The organism is Micromonospora sp. RTBAU3-60, assembly GCF_054963695.1.
This window is the reverse complement of sequence record NZ_JBUEGB010000041.1, coordinates 41,480-57,065: the sequence shown is the minus strand read 5'-3', so window position 1 is coordinate 57,065 and position 15,586 is coordinate 41,480. Positions and strand designations below refer to the sequence as shown.

The window sequence follows — 15,586 nt, the reverse complement described above, 5'->3', positions numbered from 1 at the left end:
TCAAAACATCACGTGCCGGTTTCGGCACCGCAGGTCTGCGGTTTTCGTCGGCGTTCCCGACTCAGCTATATGCACGGGCCGGCGGCGAAGGCGGCAGCGGAATCGAGCAGACGGTCACCCCGGCCCAGCAGAACTGACAACCGACCGAGACCAGGAACGGGTCGGCCGCACCGGGGCATCCGACCGTGGCAGTCGGCGGGCATGTGTTCATCGGCCGCCGCGCGCGCCGGCTCACGGTCACGTCGCTGTCCATCCGGTAGACGCGGCGTTCCAAGTCTGCCCAACCAAGGATCCTGCCAGCGCCGGATCGGCAAGCGCGAACACTCGCTGCAACACCACTCCGAAATCCTGGGGCAGCCGGTCGTCGAGGCGATGCTTGCGTCGCCAGGCCGCCCACCTTGATTGTGCGAGCGTTGCGTAGCGGTCGAGGACCTCGCTTAGCGGCGTGGGCACCACCTCGCGATACTCGGCGACCCGTCGCATAGCCATGGCGAGTTCGTCCCCATCCACGTTGTGCTGTCCGGACAGCAGGTATACGTCGGCAAAGTCACGCCAGCGGGTGTTGGCCTCACCGCGCTGCAAGGCCGTCACGAGCTTCTCCGCGTACACCATGGGCAGGGGATAGCCGGTTACCACGATTTCCCCGTCGAGCAGGCGGGGCAGCTTGATTGGCTGCGGCTCGGGCCAGATCGGATCGCCGACGTTGACGTCGACGTGAAAGGTCAGCCGCGCGGCGGCGAGACTTCCGGTGAGGCTGACGCGGACGCCGCTATAGACGTCGTCGTCCCGGATCGTTTCCGCTGTCGCGGTAGTCGTGTCAAGTATCAGGCCATCGTTGAGCGGGAGACTGGCCACGTCGCGGACAACGCGGAGCACCTGATCCGCGTCGTTGGAAATCCATCGCCCCTGCAGGTCCACGTCCCTGGTGGGCCGACGGGCGGCATAGGCCGCCATCAAGACCCCGCCTTTGAGCACGAGCCGGTCCGCGTAGCGAGAGTTGCTCAAGCGAGCAAGAAAGCCCTCCAGTGCGTACACCTGATGCAGTTCGTCTGTGGGCCGGCCGGTGCGGCGGGCAAGGTTCTGAAGGTCAAGGTAGGCGCGGCCGGCGACGGTGGCTCGGGTCGGTCGGGTGGTCACAGCAGGATCTCCAACGCCTCTCGGAGTGGCCGCTCAGAGTTAGGAAAGTGCCGAGCCATTGCCAGGAGTTTCGAAGGCGATGCGTCGCGCCGCCTCAGCCACCGCTTGAGCGCCGCGTACGCGAGATCCGGGCCCTCACGGTGTCGTAGTCGGACAGCGTCGACAATGCTGCGCTCAGGGCCGTAGAGCCCGATCAAGGTCTCGGAGTCGAGGGGTAGATCGGTGCGCCCCACCTCGAAGGTGGCGGGGTCGAACGAGTGCCAGGCGACGGGTGCGTTGGTGGCAGGTCTATGCCGACCGCGAGGCAGTGCAACATCGATGCGGGACGGAATGTCGTCGATGAGGCCATGCCGGGCCAGCGCCGTGGCCAGGCAGAGCGTGGCGAGCGGTGCGCGCCGAGCGATCTCGACGAGGTCAATTTCCACTCCCTCGGCCTCGCGGCGTCGGTACAGGCCCCGGCCGACAAGCTCGATGAGTCCACGATCACGCAGCCGGTACAGCTGCCACTCAGAGAGACCGGCGGCCAGTGCCTGGGAGTAGCTAAAGGTGGCTGGGAGCCCCCTAGGCAAGGGGCTCTCGGCGTCGGGGCTCTCAGCAGAACGCACAAGGAAATCCTATACAGCTACCGGCGTTATGTAGAGGATTTCCTTGCGCCTTTTGGCCGTGTCACGCAGCGAGCATCGTCTGGCTGGCTCCCAGCCGTCCGGAACTTGACCGGCACCTTTAGGTGCACCCGCTCGGTCCACGGGCGCGCACGGCGATCCCGGCCCGCGCCGCCACGATGCACGCATGCCGGTGCCGCGAGACCAGCACGCACAGCCGCCCCGGGCTCCAAGTGGAACGCCGTCGCGTCCCGCCGCCCGGTCGCACTCCCGGCCCTGCAGCCGGTGTCGATGGTGATGCCCACGCCGGCCTCACCCAGCCGCGACCCGATGACCGCCACCTGGGCGCGCGCCCGCCCAAGGTTCGGGCGGGCGCCGGGTGCAGGTGATCGGCGTCGTTCTACGATCACCTGCGCCTGCTACCCAGAGGCCCGAGGCTGGATCGCCCCGGGATTCCGGTAGGTCAGCCGACGGGTGGGGCGGTCCAGGAGGACCGGATCAGCTCCCGTTCGGTGGCGGCGAGATGGGCGGTCGCGGTGAGCCAGGCCCAGGCGTACCGGTCCGGGTCGGGATCGGTGAGCCGGCCGAACGCGTCCCGGCCCCGCCGGTCGGCCTCGTTGGCGAGCGCGGCGGTCACCGCGGCGGCGGTGGTGAAGCCGGCGCGACGCAGTGGACCAGCCAGCCCGGTGCCCTCGCCGCGGGCCGCCTCGCCGACGGCGCGGCGACCGCCGGAGACGGCCAGCTCCGCCAGCCGGCGGACCCGCCACAGTGGGGACTGCGCCACCGCGTCGGCGCTGACGGCGAGCACCGGTTCGGTCATCGTGGCTGAATCGCGCGGTGGTAGGTGGCTGCCCTGGATCTGGTCGTAGCCGAGGTCCGCTCGGCCGTGCCAGTCTGCCGGCAGCCGCAGGGTCTCGGTGGCACCGGGCACCGCGCCGACCGCGAGCGGGTGCAGCGTGCTGGCCCGGTCCGGGTCCAGCCGGCCGACCACCCGAATCCGCAGGCCCGGCCAGGAGGCGAGCCGCCGCAGGTTGGCCACGTGGGCCAGCGCCGGGTGGGAGTTGGCCGGCACCAGCCGGATCATCGGGCCATCCGGCACCGGCGGGCGGTCCGCTCCGGCGTCGGCGGCGGGGGCCAGCTCGCGGGCCAGCACCTGGTCACCGACGGCGCCGACCACCATCAGGTCACAGCCGACCAGCGCGGTCCCGGCCCGGGCCGGGTCCTCCGGGTCGTCGGCGGCGAGTTGGGCGGTGACCACCTCGGCGAGCGGGCGGGCGAACAGTTCCGCCAGCGGTCCGGTGGACCAGTCGGTCGTGGTGAGCGGGGTGGCGCGTACCCCCTTGCCGGCACCGAGCCGGCCGTCCGGGGAGACGGTGGTGCCGGTGATCCGCAGGCCGCCGCGGGCCAGCACCGCGTGGTTGACCGCGACCGCGCCCATCTCGGTGACCGCCCGGGCGCAGTCCCGTGCCCGGTCGGGGCCGCCCGGTTTCACGTCGCCGAAGGAGAGTTGGCGTCCGTCGGCGGCGATCAGGTGGGTGACGACCCCGGCGTACCCGGTCGCGCTGATCACCGGTTCCCGGCAGACGCCGTACACCTCCAGGGCGCCGTCTGGTTGGTAGGTCCGCCGGAGGGTGCCGACCAGCGCCGGGTCGGGATCGCCGGCGGCCAGCCGGCCGGCCACGTACAGCAGGTCGTGCAGCACCTCGACCAGCTCGGCCAGCCGGTGGCCGGTCTGTCGTTCCCGGTGGGCGCGCAGGCCACGTACCGTGCGCAGCGCGGCGCTTTCGGCCCGCGGCAGGCCGGCCAGTCGGGCGCTGTGTGCGGCGCGCAGCAGTTCGGCCTGGGGGACCGCGCCGGCGGCCGGCACGCCGGCCGCGAGGACCGCGGCGGCTGCCCGCCACAGTGCGCTGGCGGCGGCGCGTTGCGCCTTCGTCGGTGCCGTGTTCTGGCCGGTACGACCGGCGGCCGCGCCAGCCGGGGTCCGCCCGGTCGTTCCGGTACGCCCGGTGGCCGCGCGGGTGTCGTCGGCAGTGGACGGTCCGGCGGTGGTGGACGCCGGGTCGGGGTGGGTGGCCGGGTCGGCGATCGGGCAGGCGACGAGGACCGCGGTCCGGTGCAGGCAGCGGGGCGCCAGCAGGCAGCTGCACCGCGCCTGGTGCGGGTCGGTGACCGCGCCGGTCGGTCCGGGTGTCAGGGTGACCAGGGCCTCGGGGCCGCAGTCGATTGACACGCCGCCGTCGACCCGGCCGACGGATGTCCCGGCCAGCCGTTCGACGGTGGCGTCCAGCCGCTTGTGCAGCCGATGTGGCAGGGCCGCCACCGCCGCGGCGGCGACGGCCGGCAGCACCGGCGGCAGCCGGTCGGTGTCTGCGGCGGTGGGTGTGCGGTCCGTCAACGTGATCCTCCGCGTACGCGGTCGCCCACCCAGCGGGCGAGTTCGAGCGGGCTGAGAGCGGCGACCGGCATCCCGGCCGCGACGAGCTGCTCGGCGACCGGTACCGAGTAGCAGGGCACTCCCTTGTCGTTCAGCGCGGCGCAGCCGAGCAGATGCACGCCGGAGCTGGCCAGTGTGCGGACCTCGCCGAGCAGCCCGGCCAGCGGGTAGCCCTCCTCGAAGTCGCTGACCACCGCGACGATGGTGCGGCTCGGCACGGTCACCAGCGAGCGGGCGTGGGCCAGTCCGGCGGCGATGTGCGTACCGCCGCCGACGCGGACCTCCAGCAGCAGCGACAGCGGATCGTCGACCCGGTCGGTCAAGTCGACCACTTCGGTGGAGAAGGCGAGGAAGTGGGTGGACAGGGTGGGCACCCCGGCCAGTACGGCGGCGGTCAACGCCGACCACACCACCGACGCCTCCATCGAGCCGGACACGTCGACCACCAGCACCAGCCGCCAGTCGGCCTCCTGGCGGGTCCGGGTGTTGAAGACGGGGCGTTCCGGCACCACCACCGTCCGGCCGTCGCCGAGCCGCTGGGTGTGCGCCAGGTTCGCCCGCAGGGTACGGGCGAGGTTGATCCGGCCGCCGGGACGGCGGGACGGACGCGGGTTGGTCAGCCCGGTCAGCGCCGGGCGCACCTGGGTGGCCAGCTGTTTGGTCAGCTCCTCGACCAGCCGCCGGACCAGCGGCCGTAGCTTGGCCAGCTGCCCCTCGGGCAGGCCACCGGCCAGCGACAGCACCGAGGTCAGCAGTTCCATCGAGGGGCGTACCGCGGCCGGGTCGAGCTCGGTGAGCACGTCGGCGCGGCCGCTCTCGGCGGCCCGGGCGATGACCTCCTCGCGTACCGCGGTGCCGAACAGCGCCTCGAGTTCGTCGGCCCACTCGCGGGCGGTCGGGAAGGAGGCTTCCTGGCCGCCGCCGGCCGCCTGGCCGAAGTCGGTGACGCCCTCGCCCTGGCCCGCCCCGTACAGCTCGTCGAGGGCGCGGGCGTAGCGGCGGGCGTCGGCCGGCAACCGGTCGGGTTGGCGGCCGAGCAGCAGCCGCCACCGGTCCGTGGGAGTGAGCCGGGCGTCCGGCGTGTCCGGCCCGGGTGCGGTGCTGGCGGGGGTGTCGGCGGAGCCGGTGGGCGTGCCCGGGATCGGGATGCCGCGGGCGAGCAGGGCGGCCCGGCCGGCCGCGTCGGCAGCGGCCCAGCGGGCCAGCAGCTCGGGCGGGGCGGACAGGGCCAGATCGAGCCGGTCGCCCAGCCGTTCGGCGACGGTGTGCAGCAGCCGCTCCCGGGCCGCCGGGGTGAGTACGTCGAACCCGCCGCGCAGCGCCGGCAGCCGGTCCAGGAACTCGGTGTCGGTGAGCCGCTCGATCCGCTCCAGCAGCGGGTCCAGCGCGGCCGGGGCGGACTGCAGCAGCGGGTGGGCCGCGGTGAGCAGGCCACCGAGCAGCCGGTGCAGGTGCCGCCGCGTGTCCGGTCCGGTCGCCGCGTCGATCCAGCCGGCCACTCGGGTGCCCAGGGTCTGCAGATCGGTCAGGTCGAGCAGCACCCGGGCGGCCAGGGCGGCGCCCTGGATCAGCGGCGAACCGGCCCGGGCCAGGTAGCCGAGGGCCTCGTCCAGGCGCAGGCCGATCCGGTCCTCGCCGGCCCGGACCGCGAGGTCGACCAGCGCGGCGCCGTCGGCGGCGGAGTCGCTGCCGGCCAGGCCGGGCAGCCCGCGGACCGCGGCGTCCAGCAGCACGACGGCCAGTTGGGCCGCCCGGGCCCGGCCGTCGGCGGTGGTGCCGGGCAGGTGTTCCCGGCGCAGTGCCTCCAGCAGGTCCAGTGCGGCCAGCAGTTCGGGCAGTGTGCCGGTGCCCGGCAGCACCGCGGCGGCCAGTTCGAGCCGGTCGGTGACCAGCTCGGGCAGGTCGCAGCGGGCGGCGTCGCGTAGCCCGGTGAGCAGCTGCGCGGCGGTGGGGCCGCCGTCGGCGGCCTCCCGGCGGAACCGCTCTCGCAGGGTGCCGGCGGCGGCCAGCGCCGCGGTCACCCCGCGTACGCCGACCAGGTCCAGCCGGGCCGCCACGGACGGCGTCCAGGCCAGTTGCCAGCGGGTGGTCAGGGCGGCGCCGTCGCCGGTGCCGGACACCGCGATCGGCTCGCCGTAGCCGACGCCGCAGACCTGCAGGCGTTGCAGGAGGATCTCCCGCCGCCCGTCCAGGTCGGTGCGCAGCGGGTCCAGCCGGACCTCGCGGGGCTTCGGGCTGTCCGGGTTGGGCAGCCGCAGCGCGGTGAGTTCCGCCTCGATGGCGGGGCCGAGCCCGGACCGCGGCGTACCGGGGGCGACGCGGCCCCGCTCGGCGCCGACCAGCACGGTCTCCAGCGCCTTGGCCAGTGCTCGGCCGCGGCCGAGCAGTTCACCCTGGCCGAGCACGGTGGTCACCGCCTCCAGCACCTCGCCTCTGCCTGGGGCGGGCAGGTCCCGCAGCCGGGCCAGGTCGCCGGCCAGCCGTACCGCCTCGGCGGCCTCGCCGGTGCCGGCGGTGTGACCGGTCGAGCGGAGTTCGCGGCACAGGTCGGTGACCGCCCGTGCGGCGGCGGCCTGGATCCGTTCCGGGTCGCCGGCGGCGGTGAAGACGGACTGCTGCCAGCGCGGGTCGCGGATCCCGGCCGGGTAGCCGGACCGGGAGTCGAGCAGGTCGAACGCGTACGGCACCAGCGAGGTGACGGCCGTGCCGCCGCCGTTGGTGGTGGCCGGCCCGGGCCGGGTCGTCACGGGCCGGGCCGTAGCGTTCGATGCGGCGCCGGACCGGGTGGACGCGGCAGCGACGTCGGCGGTCGACGCCCGAGCGCCGCCGACCGGGGCGGGCGTCGGAGCCCTGCCGTTGTCCGCAGTGGACTCCGGGGTGGCACCACCGGCCGTCCGGGCCGGGTCATCGCCGGCGCCGGCCGGCGGGGCGGCGAGCAGGGCCGGGGCATGGAAGGCGCCGACGACGGCGGCGACCCGCCGGCCGTCCGCGCCGGCCTCGGCCAGCACCCGGCGCATGTGCCGCTCGCGGGCCAGGTCCCGGGCCGGTACGCCGTCGCCGCTGGCGCTGTCGGTACGCATCGCCCAGCCGACGCCGAGGGCGGCGCGGCGGACCGCCTCGGGCGGGCAGCCCGGGGCACGTACCTCGACGACCCGGTCCCACAGGTCGTCGCCGTCCCGGCCGGTGCCGCTGGCGCTGAGCGCGGCGGCGTAGCCGGAGCGGCGCACGTCGGGCACGGGCGCACCGGCGTCCGGGTCGGGATCGGCGGTCGGCTCGGTACCAGCGGTCGGGTCGGAGTCGGTGGTGTCGGCGGTCCAGCCGGGGTCGGCCAGCGGCAGGTCGCAGCAGACCACCTCGACGCCGTGCTGCCGGGCCCAGCGGATCGCGGCCAGTTCCGGGGAGAAGTCGGCGAACGGGTAGAAGCCCAGCGGGCCGTCCGTGCCGTGGCTGCCGACGAGGGCCAGCGGGGCCCGGGCGGCCGGGTCGGACAGGTACGGCAGCCACCGCTGGAAGTCGGCCGGCAGCTCGATGCAGACCACCTCGGCCCCGGCGGCGTCCAGCAGCGCCGGGACCATCGCCGCGAGGGCCGGGCTGTGATGCCGCACCCCGATCAGGTACGGCCGGACCGAACCGGCGAGCACGTCGACCACGGCTCGCGGGTCGGCCGTCGTTGGATCGACCGTCGACGGGCCGGCCGGGTCGACGGTCGGCGGGGCCGCGCCGGGCGACGTGCTGGAGAGGGTTGTCACCTCAGGTTCTCCCGCAGGTCCCAGAGCCGGCGCCACATCGCCGAGCCGTCCTCGGCGCGGCGGCGGACCGGGCCGTCCCAGTAGCCGAGCAGTCGGGCGTGGTCGTTCGGGTCGTCCTTGCGGACCACGCCGAGCAGGTGCCCGGGCACCAGGTCGAGCGCGTCCCCGCCGGACAGGTACGCGGTGGCCAGGCCGAGCGACACCGCCACCTGCACCGCTTCGGCCGTGGACATGACCGTGCCCGGCCGTTCCACGTCCCAGCCCTCGCCGGACCGGCCGGAACGCAGGTCGCGGAAGACCGTGACCAGGGCGTCCAGCACCGCGTCGTCCACCCGGTAGGCCGCGCCGGCGCGCTGCACGGCGGCGGTGGCCTGCCGGCGGACCAGGTCGGTCTCGGTGTCCACGTCCGAGATCGGGTGGATGGTCTCGAAGTTGAACCGACGCTTGAGGGCTGAGGACATCTCCGACACGCCGCGGTCCCGCAGGTTGGCGGTGGCGATCACGGTGAACCCGGGCACCGCGCGGATCAGGCCGTCCTCGGTGCCGCTCAGCTCCGGCACGTTCATCCGCCGGTCGGACAGGATGGACACCAGCGCGTCCTGCACCTCGGGCAGGCAGCGGGTGACCTCCTCGATCCGGGCCACCCGGCCGGTGCGCATCGCGGTCAGCACCGGCGAGTCGACCAGCGCCTGCGGGGTCGGGCCCTGGGCGAGCAGCAGGGCGTAGTTCCAGCCGTACCGGAAGGCGTCCTCGGTGGTGCCGGCGGTGCCCTGCACGGTCAGCGCGCTGGTGCCGCAGACCGCGGCGGCCAGCAGCTCGGACAGCATGGACTTGGCGGTGCCGGGCTCGCCGACCAGCAGCAGGCCACGCTCACCGGCGAGGGTGACCACGCACCGTTCGACCAGGCTCCGCTCGCCGACGAACTTCGGCGGGATGGTCATGCTGGCCGGCAGTTCGGTGCCGTCCGGGCCGGTGCGCCGGTCGGCGGGCAGCTTCAACGCCTCGCCATTGCTGCCCTGGATGAAGGTGACCACGGCGCGCGGGGTCAGCGCCCAGCCCGGCGGCCGGGCCCCGTCGTCGTACGCGGCCAGGAAGGCCAGCTCGTCGGCGTACCGCTGTTCGGCGGAGAGGACCTGGGCGGCGGTCTCCGGCGCCGCGGTGGGGCGGACGTGTTCCGTCACGGTCACTGGGGTTCCTCGATCTCTGTCTGGTTCGGGTGGGTGTTCGGCACAGGGTTCGGCGACGGTCGGTGCCGCGACGACCTTGGCGGTCGTCGCGGCCACCAGAGTCGGGGTCAGCGGTGGGCGCCGCGGGTGGGCAGGTTGTCGAGCCGGGGCCGGTCGCCGTCGCGGAGGCGTTGCCAGGCCCGCCGGTAGAGGTCGGCGGCCGGTTCGAAGGGCACGGTCACGCCGAGCCCGGCCGTGCCGTCGGGTGCGAGGTCGAACAGGGCGACCTTCCAGCCCTCGATCGGCGCCTGCCCGCTGCCGCGCTCCAGCCACGGGCCGGGCAGGAACAGCGACCGGCCGGCCCGGGACCGGCTGGCCTCGATGACCAGGTCGGTGCCGGCCAGTTCGGCGCGGGCCGCCTTCAGCCGGGCCGGCTTCCAGCCGGTCCACTTCGCCGTGTTGCGGTCGGTGGGGTCCGGCATGGCCAGCAGCATCAGGTACACCGCCGCCGCGTCGGCGCCCAAGCCGTGTTCCCCGGCGACCTCGGCGACCAGGTCGGGCACCGACCGGGTCGGATCCTGCGGCCACCAGGTGCCGTCCGCCGCCCGCACGCCGCCGCCCGGCTCCCCCGGGTCGCCGAGCAGCGCCGCGAACCGCGGGTCGCGGACCAGGCGCAGCGCCACCTCCATCGGGTACGGCTTGGCCGCGTCCGCCCGCAGCGCCGGCAGGTACGGGTCCGTCCCGTCGGCGTCGAGCAGGTCCGGCCGCAGCGCGGGCGACGGTTGGCTGTCGTAGGTGGCCAGCACGATGGCGCCGTACCGTTCCCAGCCCGGGCCGGTCTCGGACGGGGTGCCCGCCACCTGCTGGAACGCGGGCAGGGAGACCCACCGGTCGAGGTCGAGCAGCAGGTCGGGGTTGGCCAGCCGGTCCCGGAGCACGGCCAGCGCGGCCGGCAGCGCGGCCCGGCACGGGTCGCCGGCTGGCGTGTGGTGGGCGACCCAGGCTGCCAGGGCGACCGTGGAGCGCAGCACCTCACCGGTGAAGCCCGTTGCCCGGCCGTCGACCTGCCGGGCCCGGTCACCGCTGATGTGGAAGGCCAGGTCGGTGCTCAGCTCGACCGAACGGGCCGGGTCGAGCAGCGCCGGCAACGCCTTCGCGGGTCCCCAGCCGGTTCGGATCGCCCGCACCGCTTCGGCGAGCAGTTGTTCGGGCACCACCACCCGGCGGCCCAGGGCGGCGTTCCAGACCGCCGCGGCGGCGGCCACGTCCGGACCGTCGGTCCACAGCCGGGCCGGGTCGTCGGGCAGCAGCGCCGAGACCACGGCCCGCCGGAGGGCAGGGCTGGCCTCGTTCAGTATCCCGAAGGCCAGCTTGACCTCGCCGACCTGCTTGACCCCGAGCGCCTGGCGCAGCTCGGTCGGCACGGTGTTCGCCGAGTCCGCGTACGGCAGGCCGGCCAGCACCAGCTTCGCGGCGGTGGGGGTGACGCCGGTCAGCTGGGCGAACTGCTCGGCCGCCTCCGGCCGCCAGGGCAGCGGACCGCGCGCGGCCCACTCGGTGAGGAAGCCGGCCAGCCAGCCGGCCGGCCGTTCGTCACCGACCGGCGCCGAGGACTGCACCGTGTACGGCTCGGGCACGGCGAACACGCCGGCCGGGTCGTGGTAGAGCGCGTCGAAGGAGTAGCCGGTGGCCGTGCCGCCGGAGTCCAGCACGGCGATGAACGCCCCGTCGGGCAGCGGCAGGATGCCCGGCCTGGCGTACCGGCGCGTGCCGTCGGGGTTGTTCAGGTCGCCGTCGAGCAGGTGCAGCGTGAACCAGCGCCACCGGGCCGGCTCGGTCGCCGCGCTCAGGTCGAGCCGGTCCAGCTCGGTGAGCAGGGCCCGCAGCGTCTCCCGGTGTTCGTCGGGGGTGACCGCTGCGACGGCGCGGTAGGCGACGGCCGCGACACCGCCGAGCACGCGCGACCAGTCCAGGGCGTTCGGCAGCGCCGGCCCGTCAAGGTGCAGCCGTACGGCGGGTTCGCTCCCGGTGGCGGCGGACCGCTGGGCGGCGAACGCCTGGAACTGGGTGAAGGCGTGGGTGGAGGTGCTCACCCGGTAGGCCGAGCCACGCAGACCGTCCAGCGCCAGGTTGAGCTGCTCGTCGGTGGGTCCGGTCGCGGTGGCCGCCGGCGCCGCCGCCGTCGGGGCGGACAACGACCTGGTCAGCCGCTCGGTCACCGCGTCCAGGTCGGTGCGCACCCGGGCGGCCAGGCGCAGCACCCCGGCCACCCCGGCCAGCACCGCGTCGTGGCTGACCGCCGGCAACGTCGAGCGGACCAGCTCGACCAGCGCGTCCCCGTCGCCTTCATCGGCCGCGGTGGCTGGTGCGGAGCCGGTGGCGCCGGCCGGTGCGCCGACCAGGGACGCCGGGACCGCGACGGGAAGGCCGGTGATGGCCTGCGTGGCCGCGATCAACCCCGATCGGGTCGCCGCCCGGGCGGCGGCCCGCGCGGCCTTCTCGGCCAGCGCGACGCGGCGTTCGTCGAGGGCCACCTTGAACAGCGCGGCGGCGGTGTCCCGGTCCATCCCGCGCAGGGCGGTGGAGCCGGCCGGGTCCCGGGGCAGCAGGTGGCCGAGGAACTGCTGTCCCGGCAGCGGGACCGCGCCGGTGGTGTAGTCCCGGCTGGACGGCGGTCCGGCGGCGGCCGACACCACCCCGTCCGGGTCGACCAGGGCGAAACCCTTGAGGACCGCCCGTGGCCGGTCGTCGCCGGGCAGCACCAGCGCCGCGATCGGCTCCTGCCCCGCGGCCACGGTGACGGTACGGCCGGCCAGGTCCTCGCCGCGTACCGAGCCGTCCGGCAGGGTGACCACCCGCCAGCCGAGCAGGCCGTCCACCGCAACGGCGGCCGGGGTGGCCCGGTCGGACAGGGCTGGCCGCAGCCAGCTCGCCGACTCCTGGAGGTGGCTTCCGCCGACCGGGAGGTCGGCCAGGAACCGGGGCAGGCTGCGCCGGCCGTGGGTGTTGCTGGCCGGGTCGTACTCGCGCCAGCCGTAGTCGCGGTCATCCTCGCTGTAGCGGTAGGTCCAGTAGGAGGTGCCGTCGGTGATGACCGGCAGCTCCGAGGGGACAGCGGTGTCACCGACGTGCAGCACGCCGCCGCCGGTGGTCCGCCCGCCGCCAGCCAGCGGCAGGGTGATCTCGTTGCTGCGCCGCTGCAGGCCGCGGGTGTCGCCGAGGATGGGCTGCGGCTCGCCAGGCGACGAGTGCCAGTAACCGCGCAGGTTGTAGCCGAGTGCCCGGGACTCCCAGTAGACCAGCAGCTGACCGTCGACGTAGTGGTAGCCAGGCTCGCCCCACAGGTCGCCGGCCGGGATGCGCAGGTCGTGGCGGAGCACGATGCCCTCGGCGCCGAGCACGCGCACCGTGGTCGGCCCGCCCAGGATCACGTACGGCCAGGCCTCCTGCCGGGTCACCTCGACCCGGTGGTCGCCGCCGGTCACCTCCTGCCAGGCCAGCTCCCAGTCCGGCCAGCCCAGCTCCTCGATGATCCCGCCGCGCAGGCTGCGGGTGACGTGCTCGGTGAGGTCAACGCCGAGGGCCTGCCCGAGGTCGCCGCCTTGACCGGGGTCACCGGAGCGGTCGAGGTCGTCGGACACCAGGCGCAGCGCCTCGACCGGGAGCCTGCCCAGCCAGTCCACCGACTCCGGCAGGTACGGCAGTCCGACGGCGAACCGGTCGCGGATCCGGGCCCGCAGCCAGTCGGTCAGCAACGGCCGGATGCCTGGCGTCCCGGCCATCCGGCGCAGGGCGTGCTGCTGGTCGTCGAGTTGGTCGAGGCCCCGGCGCAGGGCCCCGGTGAACCGGTCGTCGCCGGCCACGGCGAGCAGATCCCGCTCACCCCCGACGTTGACCCACTGCGCCAGGTCCAGGGTGTCGCGCTCAGTCGGCGGGGCCACCGGCAGGTTGAGGGCGAGCAGCAGGTCGAGCAGGTCCAGGTCGCCGTCGGCGGTGAGCGTCTCGCCGCTGTCGGTCAGTTCGGCGCGTAGCCGGTCGGCCATCCGCTCGACGAGCGGGTACAGCTGCGGCAGCCGGCTGCGGCGGTAGCCGGAGTTGGCTCGGCTCACGAAGCGGCGTAGCCAGCCGACGGAGCCGTCCTGCGGGCGGGCCGGGTCCGGCACGTCCGGGTCGGACAGTCCGGCGAGCGCACCGGTGTCGGTCAACAGGGCCAGCCACGGGACCAGGTTGTCCCGGTCGGTGGGCATCAGGTCGAGCAGGCTGCCGCGGACCGCCGGGTCGCGGCCGGCCAGCGCCGTCACCGCCGGCAGGTGCGCCTGCCACCAGCCGGCTGGCGCTTCGGCGGCCACCGGCAGCCGGAGCAGCTCGGTCAGGTAGGCCGCCGCACGGTCAGCGACGGCGGCGGCGCCGGCCTTACCGGCGGCCTTGGTGGCGGCCCGGACCAGCCGGTTCACCGCGTTGGCCGACTGGGTGGACGGAACCACGCCGGCGGCCGCGGCCCGCAGCGCCAGCCGGCAGAACCGGTCCAGCGCCTCGTCGGCCGGCAACTGGGCGGACAGCTCTTTCGCGTAGCCGGCCAACGCGGTCGCGGACACCACCTTGGCCGACGCGAACTCCAGGTAGACCTCGTCCAGCCGGGTCAGGTCGACCGGCAGGCCGTGCTGCGCCTCCGCCTTGCGCGCCTTGTTGAACAGCTGCGTCGCGTAGGTGTCCTGCCCGGCGGCCAGGAACACCCGCGCCGCCTGCTCGAAGAACGTCGGCAGGAAGTGTGGCAGCGTACGGGCGAACTGGTCGGCGATGGCCTGGTGCCCGTCCAGGGCTGCCTTCGGCCGCGACCGCACCTGCTTGGTCAGCTTCTGCAACTCCGGCACCACGGCCAACGCGTGCCGGCCGTCCGCCGGGTGGTGTACCAGCACCCACTCTGGGAAGGCCAACGGGCGGCGCGGGCCCAGCCCGACGACGGCCGGCTCGGCACCCGGTGCCAGGCCGAGGAACCCGACGGCGATGTCCTCGCCCTCGCCGAGGGCGGCGTCGACCAGGCGGACCACCGGCCGGTCGTCGAGGACCGGGTGTCGGTAGGTGCGTGCGGTGAGGGGCACTGCCTTGTCGCCGGCCCCGGCGGCGTCGGCCGGCAGCACCGCGCCGGCGGCCAGCAGGCTCGCGGCCGAATCCCCGCCCGACATCGTCATCCCGGTCACGCCTTCTTCCCCGTTCCGGTCACGGCGCCGGACAGGGCCGTCGCCATCCGCATTCCTTCCGACCAGGCCACCGGCCCGACCTCGGTCAACCGCAGCGCCGGTCCGTCCGCGACGGACCAGGAGAGGGTGCCCAGGGTCGCTTCGGAGTCCCAGTAGTCCTCGTCGAACCGCATGGCCGCCTCGACCGTGCGGCCGGCCTCCCAGACCCGGCACGTGACCTGCGAGCCGGAGACCCGGAAGCCGAGCGTGGTGGCCCGGGCGGCCAGCCGGTTGGGGACCGTGGCGCCGCGGAAGTCGGTGATGGTGGTGTCCCGGTCCTTCAGGTCGGCGGGTTTGCTCCAGGTGCCCCGGCGCAGTTGCTCGACCCGCTGGGTGACGTCCAGTTCGTCAGCAAACTCGCGCAGGTCGGCCAGGTCGGGCAGACGCACCGGGTGGGGCAGCGTGGCGCTGGCCGGTGAGAGCCGGACGGTCTCCCCGTCGAGGTTGACCACGCGCAGGTCACCGGTGTCGGTGACGTCCCGCAGGAAACCTGGCTCGGCCGGGTCGTCGCCGAGCACCACGAGGTCGCGCAGCGCGTCCTGCCAGGCCGGGTCTGGCCAGACCCGGGCCAGCAGCCCGGTGGGCACCGGCAGCGAGGAGACCACCCAGGCGTCGACCCGGGCCAGGCATTCCGCGGCGTGCCGGTCCAGCCACTGGGCAAGCTGGCGCAACCGGTCCACCTCGGGGTCGTCCCGCAACACCTTCGGCAGGGTCTTCAGTGGACGGCCGGTGGCCCGCGGGCCGATGGACCGCGCCGCCACCTTCCCGTCCACAAGGGAGACCTCGTACGAGTCTCCCACCGGTAGCCAGCCCATGAGGAACACCCTCCGCAGTGGCAAATTAGCCAGATTTCATGAGGAATCGGCCGCGATCGGCGACGCAGGGCACGCTAACAGTAGTGACCGACACGACAGGGACCCGCCGCCGGGCGTACCAGGAACCGGCCGGCGGGACGAGAAAGGCCGGACCTGCGGGAGTCGCAGGTCCGGCCGGTCGGGCTGCAGGTAAACGTGCCGGGCGGCGGCTCGATGCGAGCGACGCAGTGACCCGGGTCACACCAACCAACGACTCTGCGACCCGGAGGCGATGATCACGATCACCGACGACGGTGCGTCCGTGCTGGGGCTGAGCCTCGACGCGGCTTTCCTCCGCTGGACACAGCCACCGCTGTTATCGTCTGCGGCGTGATGTCCGGGTGGATCCCGGCGCTGCGTCAGTCGCACGAGACCAGGGAGAACCGCGACCCGCACCGCCGCCGCCC

At 74.6% G+C, this 15,586-nt stretch carries 7 protein-coding genes; all 7 read right to left on the bottom strand.

Annotated elements, in window-relative coordinates:
• Positions 1 to 237 precede the first annotated feature (237 nt).
• The gene (locus tag ACY34I_RS28455; protein ID WP_462758117.1) at positions 238 to 1,137 is read right to left on the bottom strand and encodes a nucleotidyl transferase AbiEii/AbiGii toxin family protein; all 900 of its coding nucleotides are present in this window, start codon (positions 1,135 to 1,137) and stop codon (positions 238 to 240) included.
• Complete coding sequence (locus tag ACY34I_RS28450) at positions 1,134 to 1,742, bottom strand: type IV toxin-antitoxin system AbiEi family antitoxin domain-containing protein (protein ID WP_462758115.1); 609 nt, start codon at positions 1,740 to 1,742, stop codon at positions 1,134 to 1,136. Before ACY34I_RS28450 ends, ACY34I_RS28455 begins: the two co-directional genes overlap by 4 nt.
• A 460-nt stretch (positions 1,743 to 2,202) precedes the next feature.
• A complete protein-coding gene (locus ACY34I_RS28445; RefSeq protein ID WP_462758114.1) occupies positions 2,203 to 4,134 on the bottom strand; it encodes a hypothetical protein in 1,932 nt (643 codons plus the stop codon).
• The gene (locus ACY34I_RS28440; RefSeq protein ID WP_462758113.1) at positions 4,131 to 7,922 is read right to left on the bottom strand and encodes a vWA domain-containing protein; all 3,792 of its coding nucleotides are present in this window, start codon (positions 7,920 to 7,922) and stop codon (positions 4,131 to 4,133) included. Before ACY34I_RS28440 ends, ACY34I_RS28445 begins: the two co-directional genes overlap by 4 nt.
• On the bottom strand, positions 7,919 to 9,109 hold the full coding sequence (locus ACY34I_RS28435) for an ATP-binding protein (RefSeq protein WP_462758112.1): 1,191 nt from the start codon (positions 9,107 to 9,109) through the stop codon (positions 7,919 to 7,921). Before ACY34I_RS28435 ends, ACY34I_RS28440 begins: the two co-directional genes overlap by 4 nt.
• 107 nt (positions 9,110 to 9,216) lie before the next feature.
• Complete coding sequence (locus ACY34I_RS28430) at positions 9,217 to 14,286, bottom strand: hypothetical protein (protein WP_462758111.1); 5,070 nt, start codon at positions 14,284 to 14,286, stop codon at positions 9,217 to 9,219.
• Entirely contained in the window at positions 14,283 to 15,140 is an 858-nt protein-coding gene (locus tag ACY34I_RS28425) for a DUF4132 domain-containing protein (RefSeq protein WP_462758110.1), read from the bottom strand. The genes ACY34I_RS28430 and ACY34I_RS28425 overlap by 4 nt, the downstream gene beginning before the upstream one ends.
• Between the last annotated feature and the right edge of the window lie 446 nt (positions 15,141 to 15,586).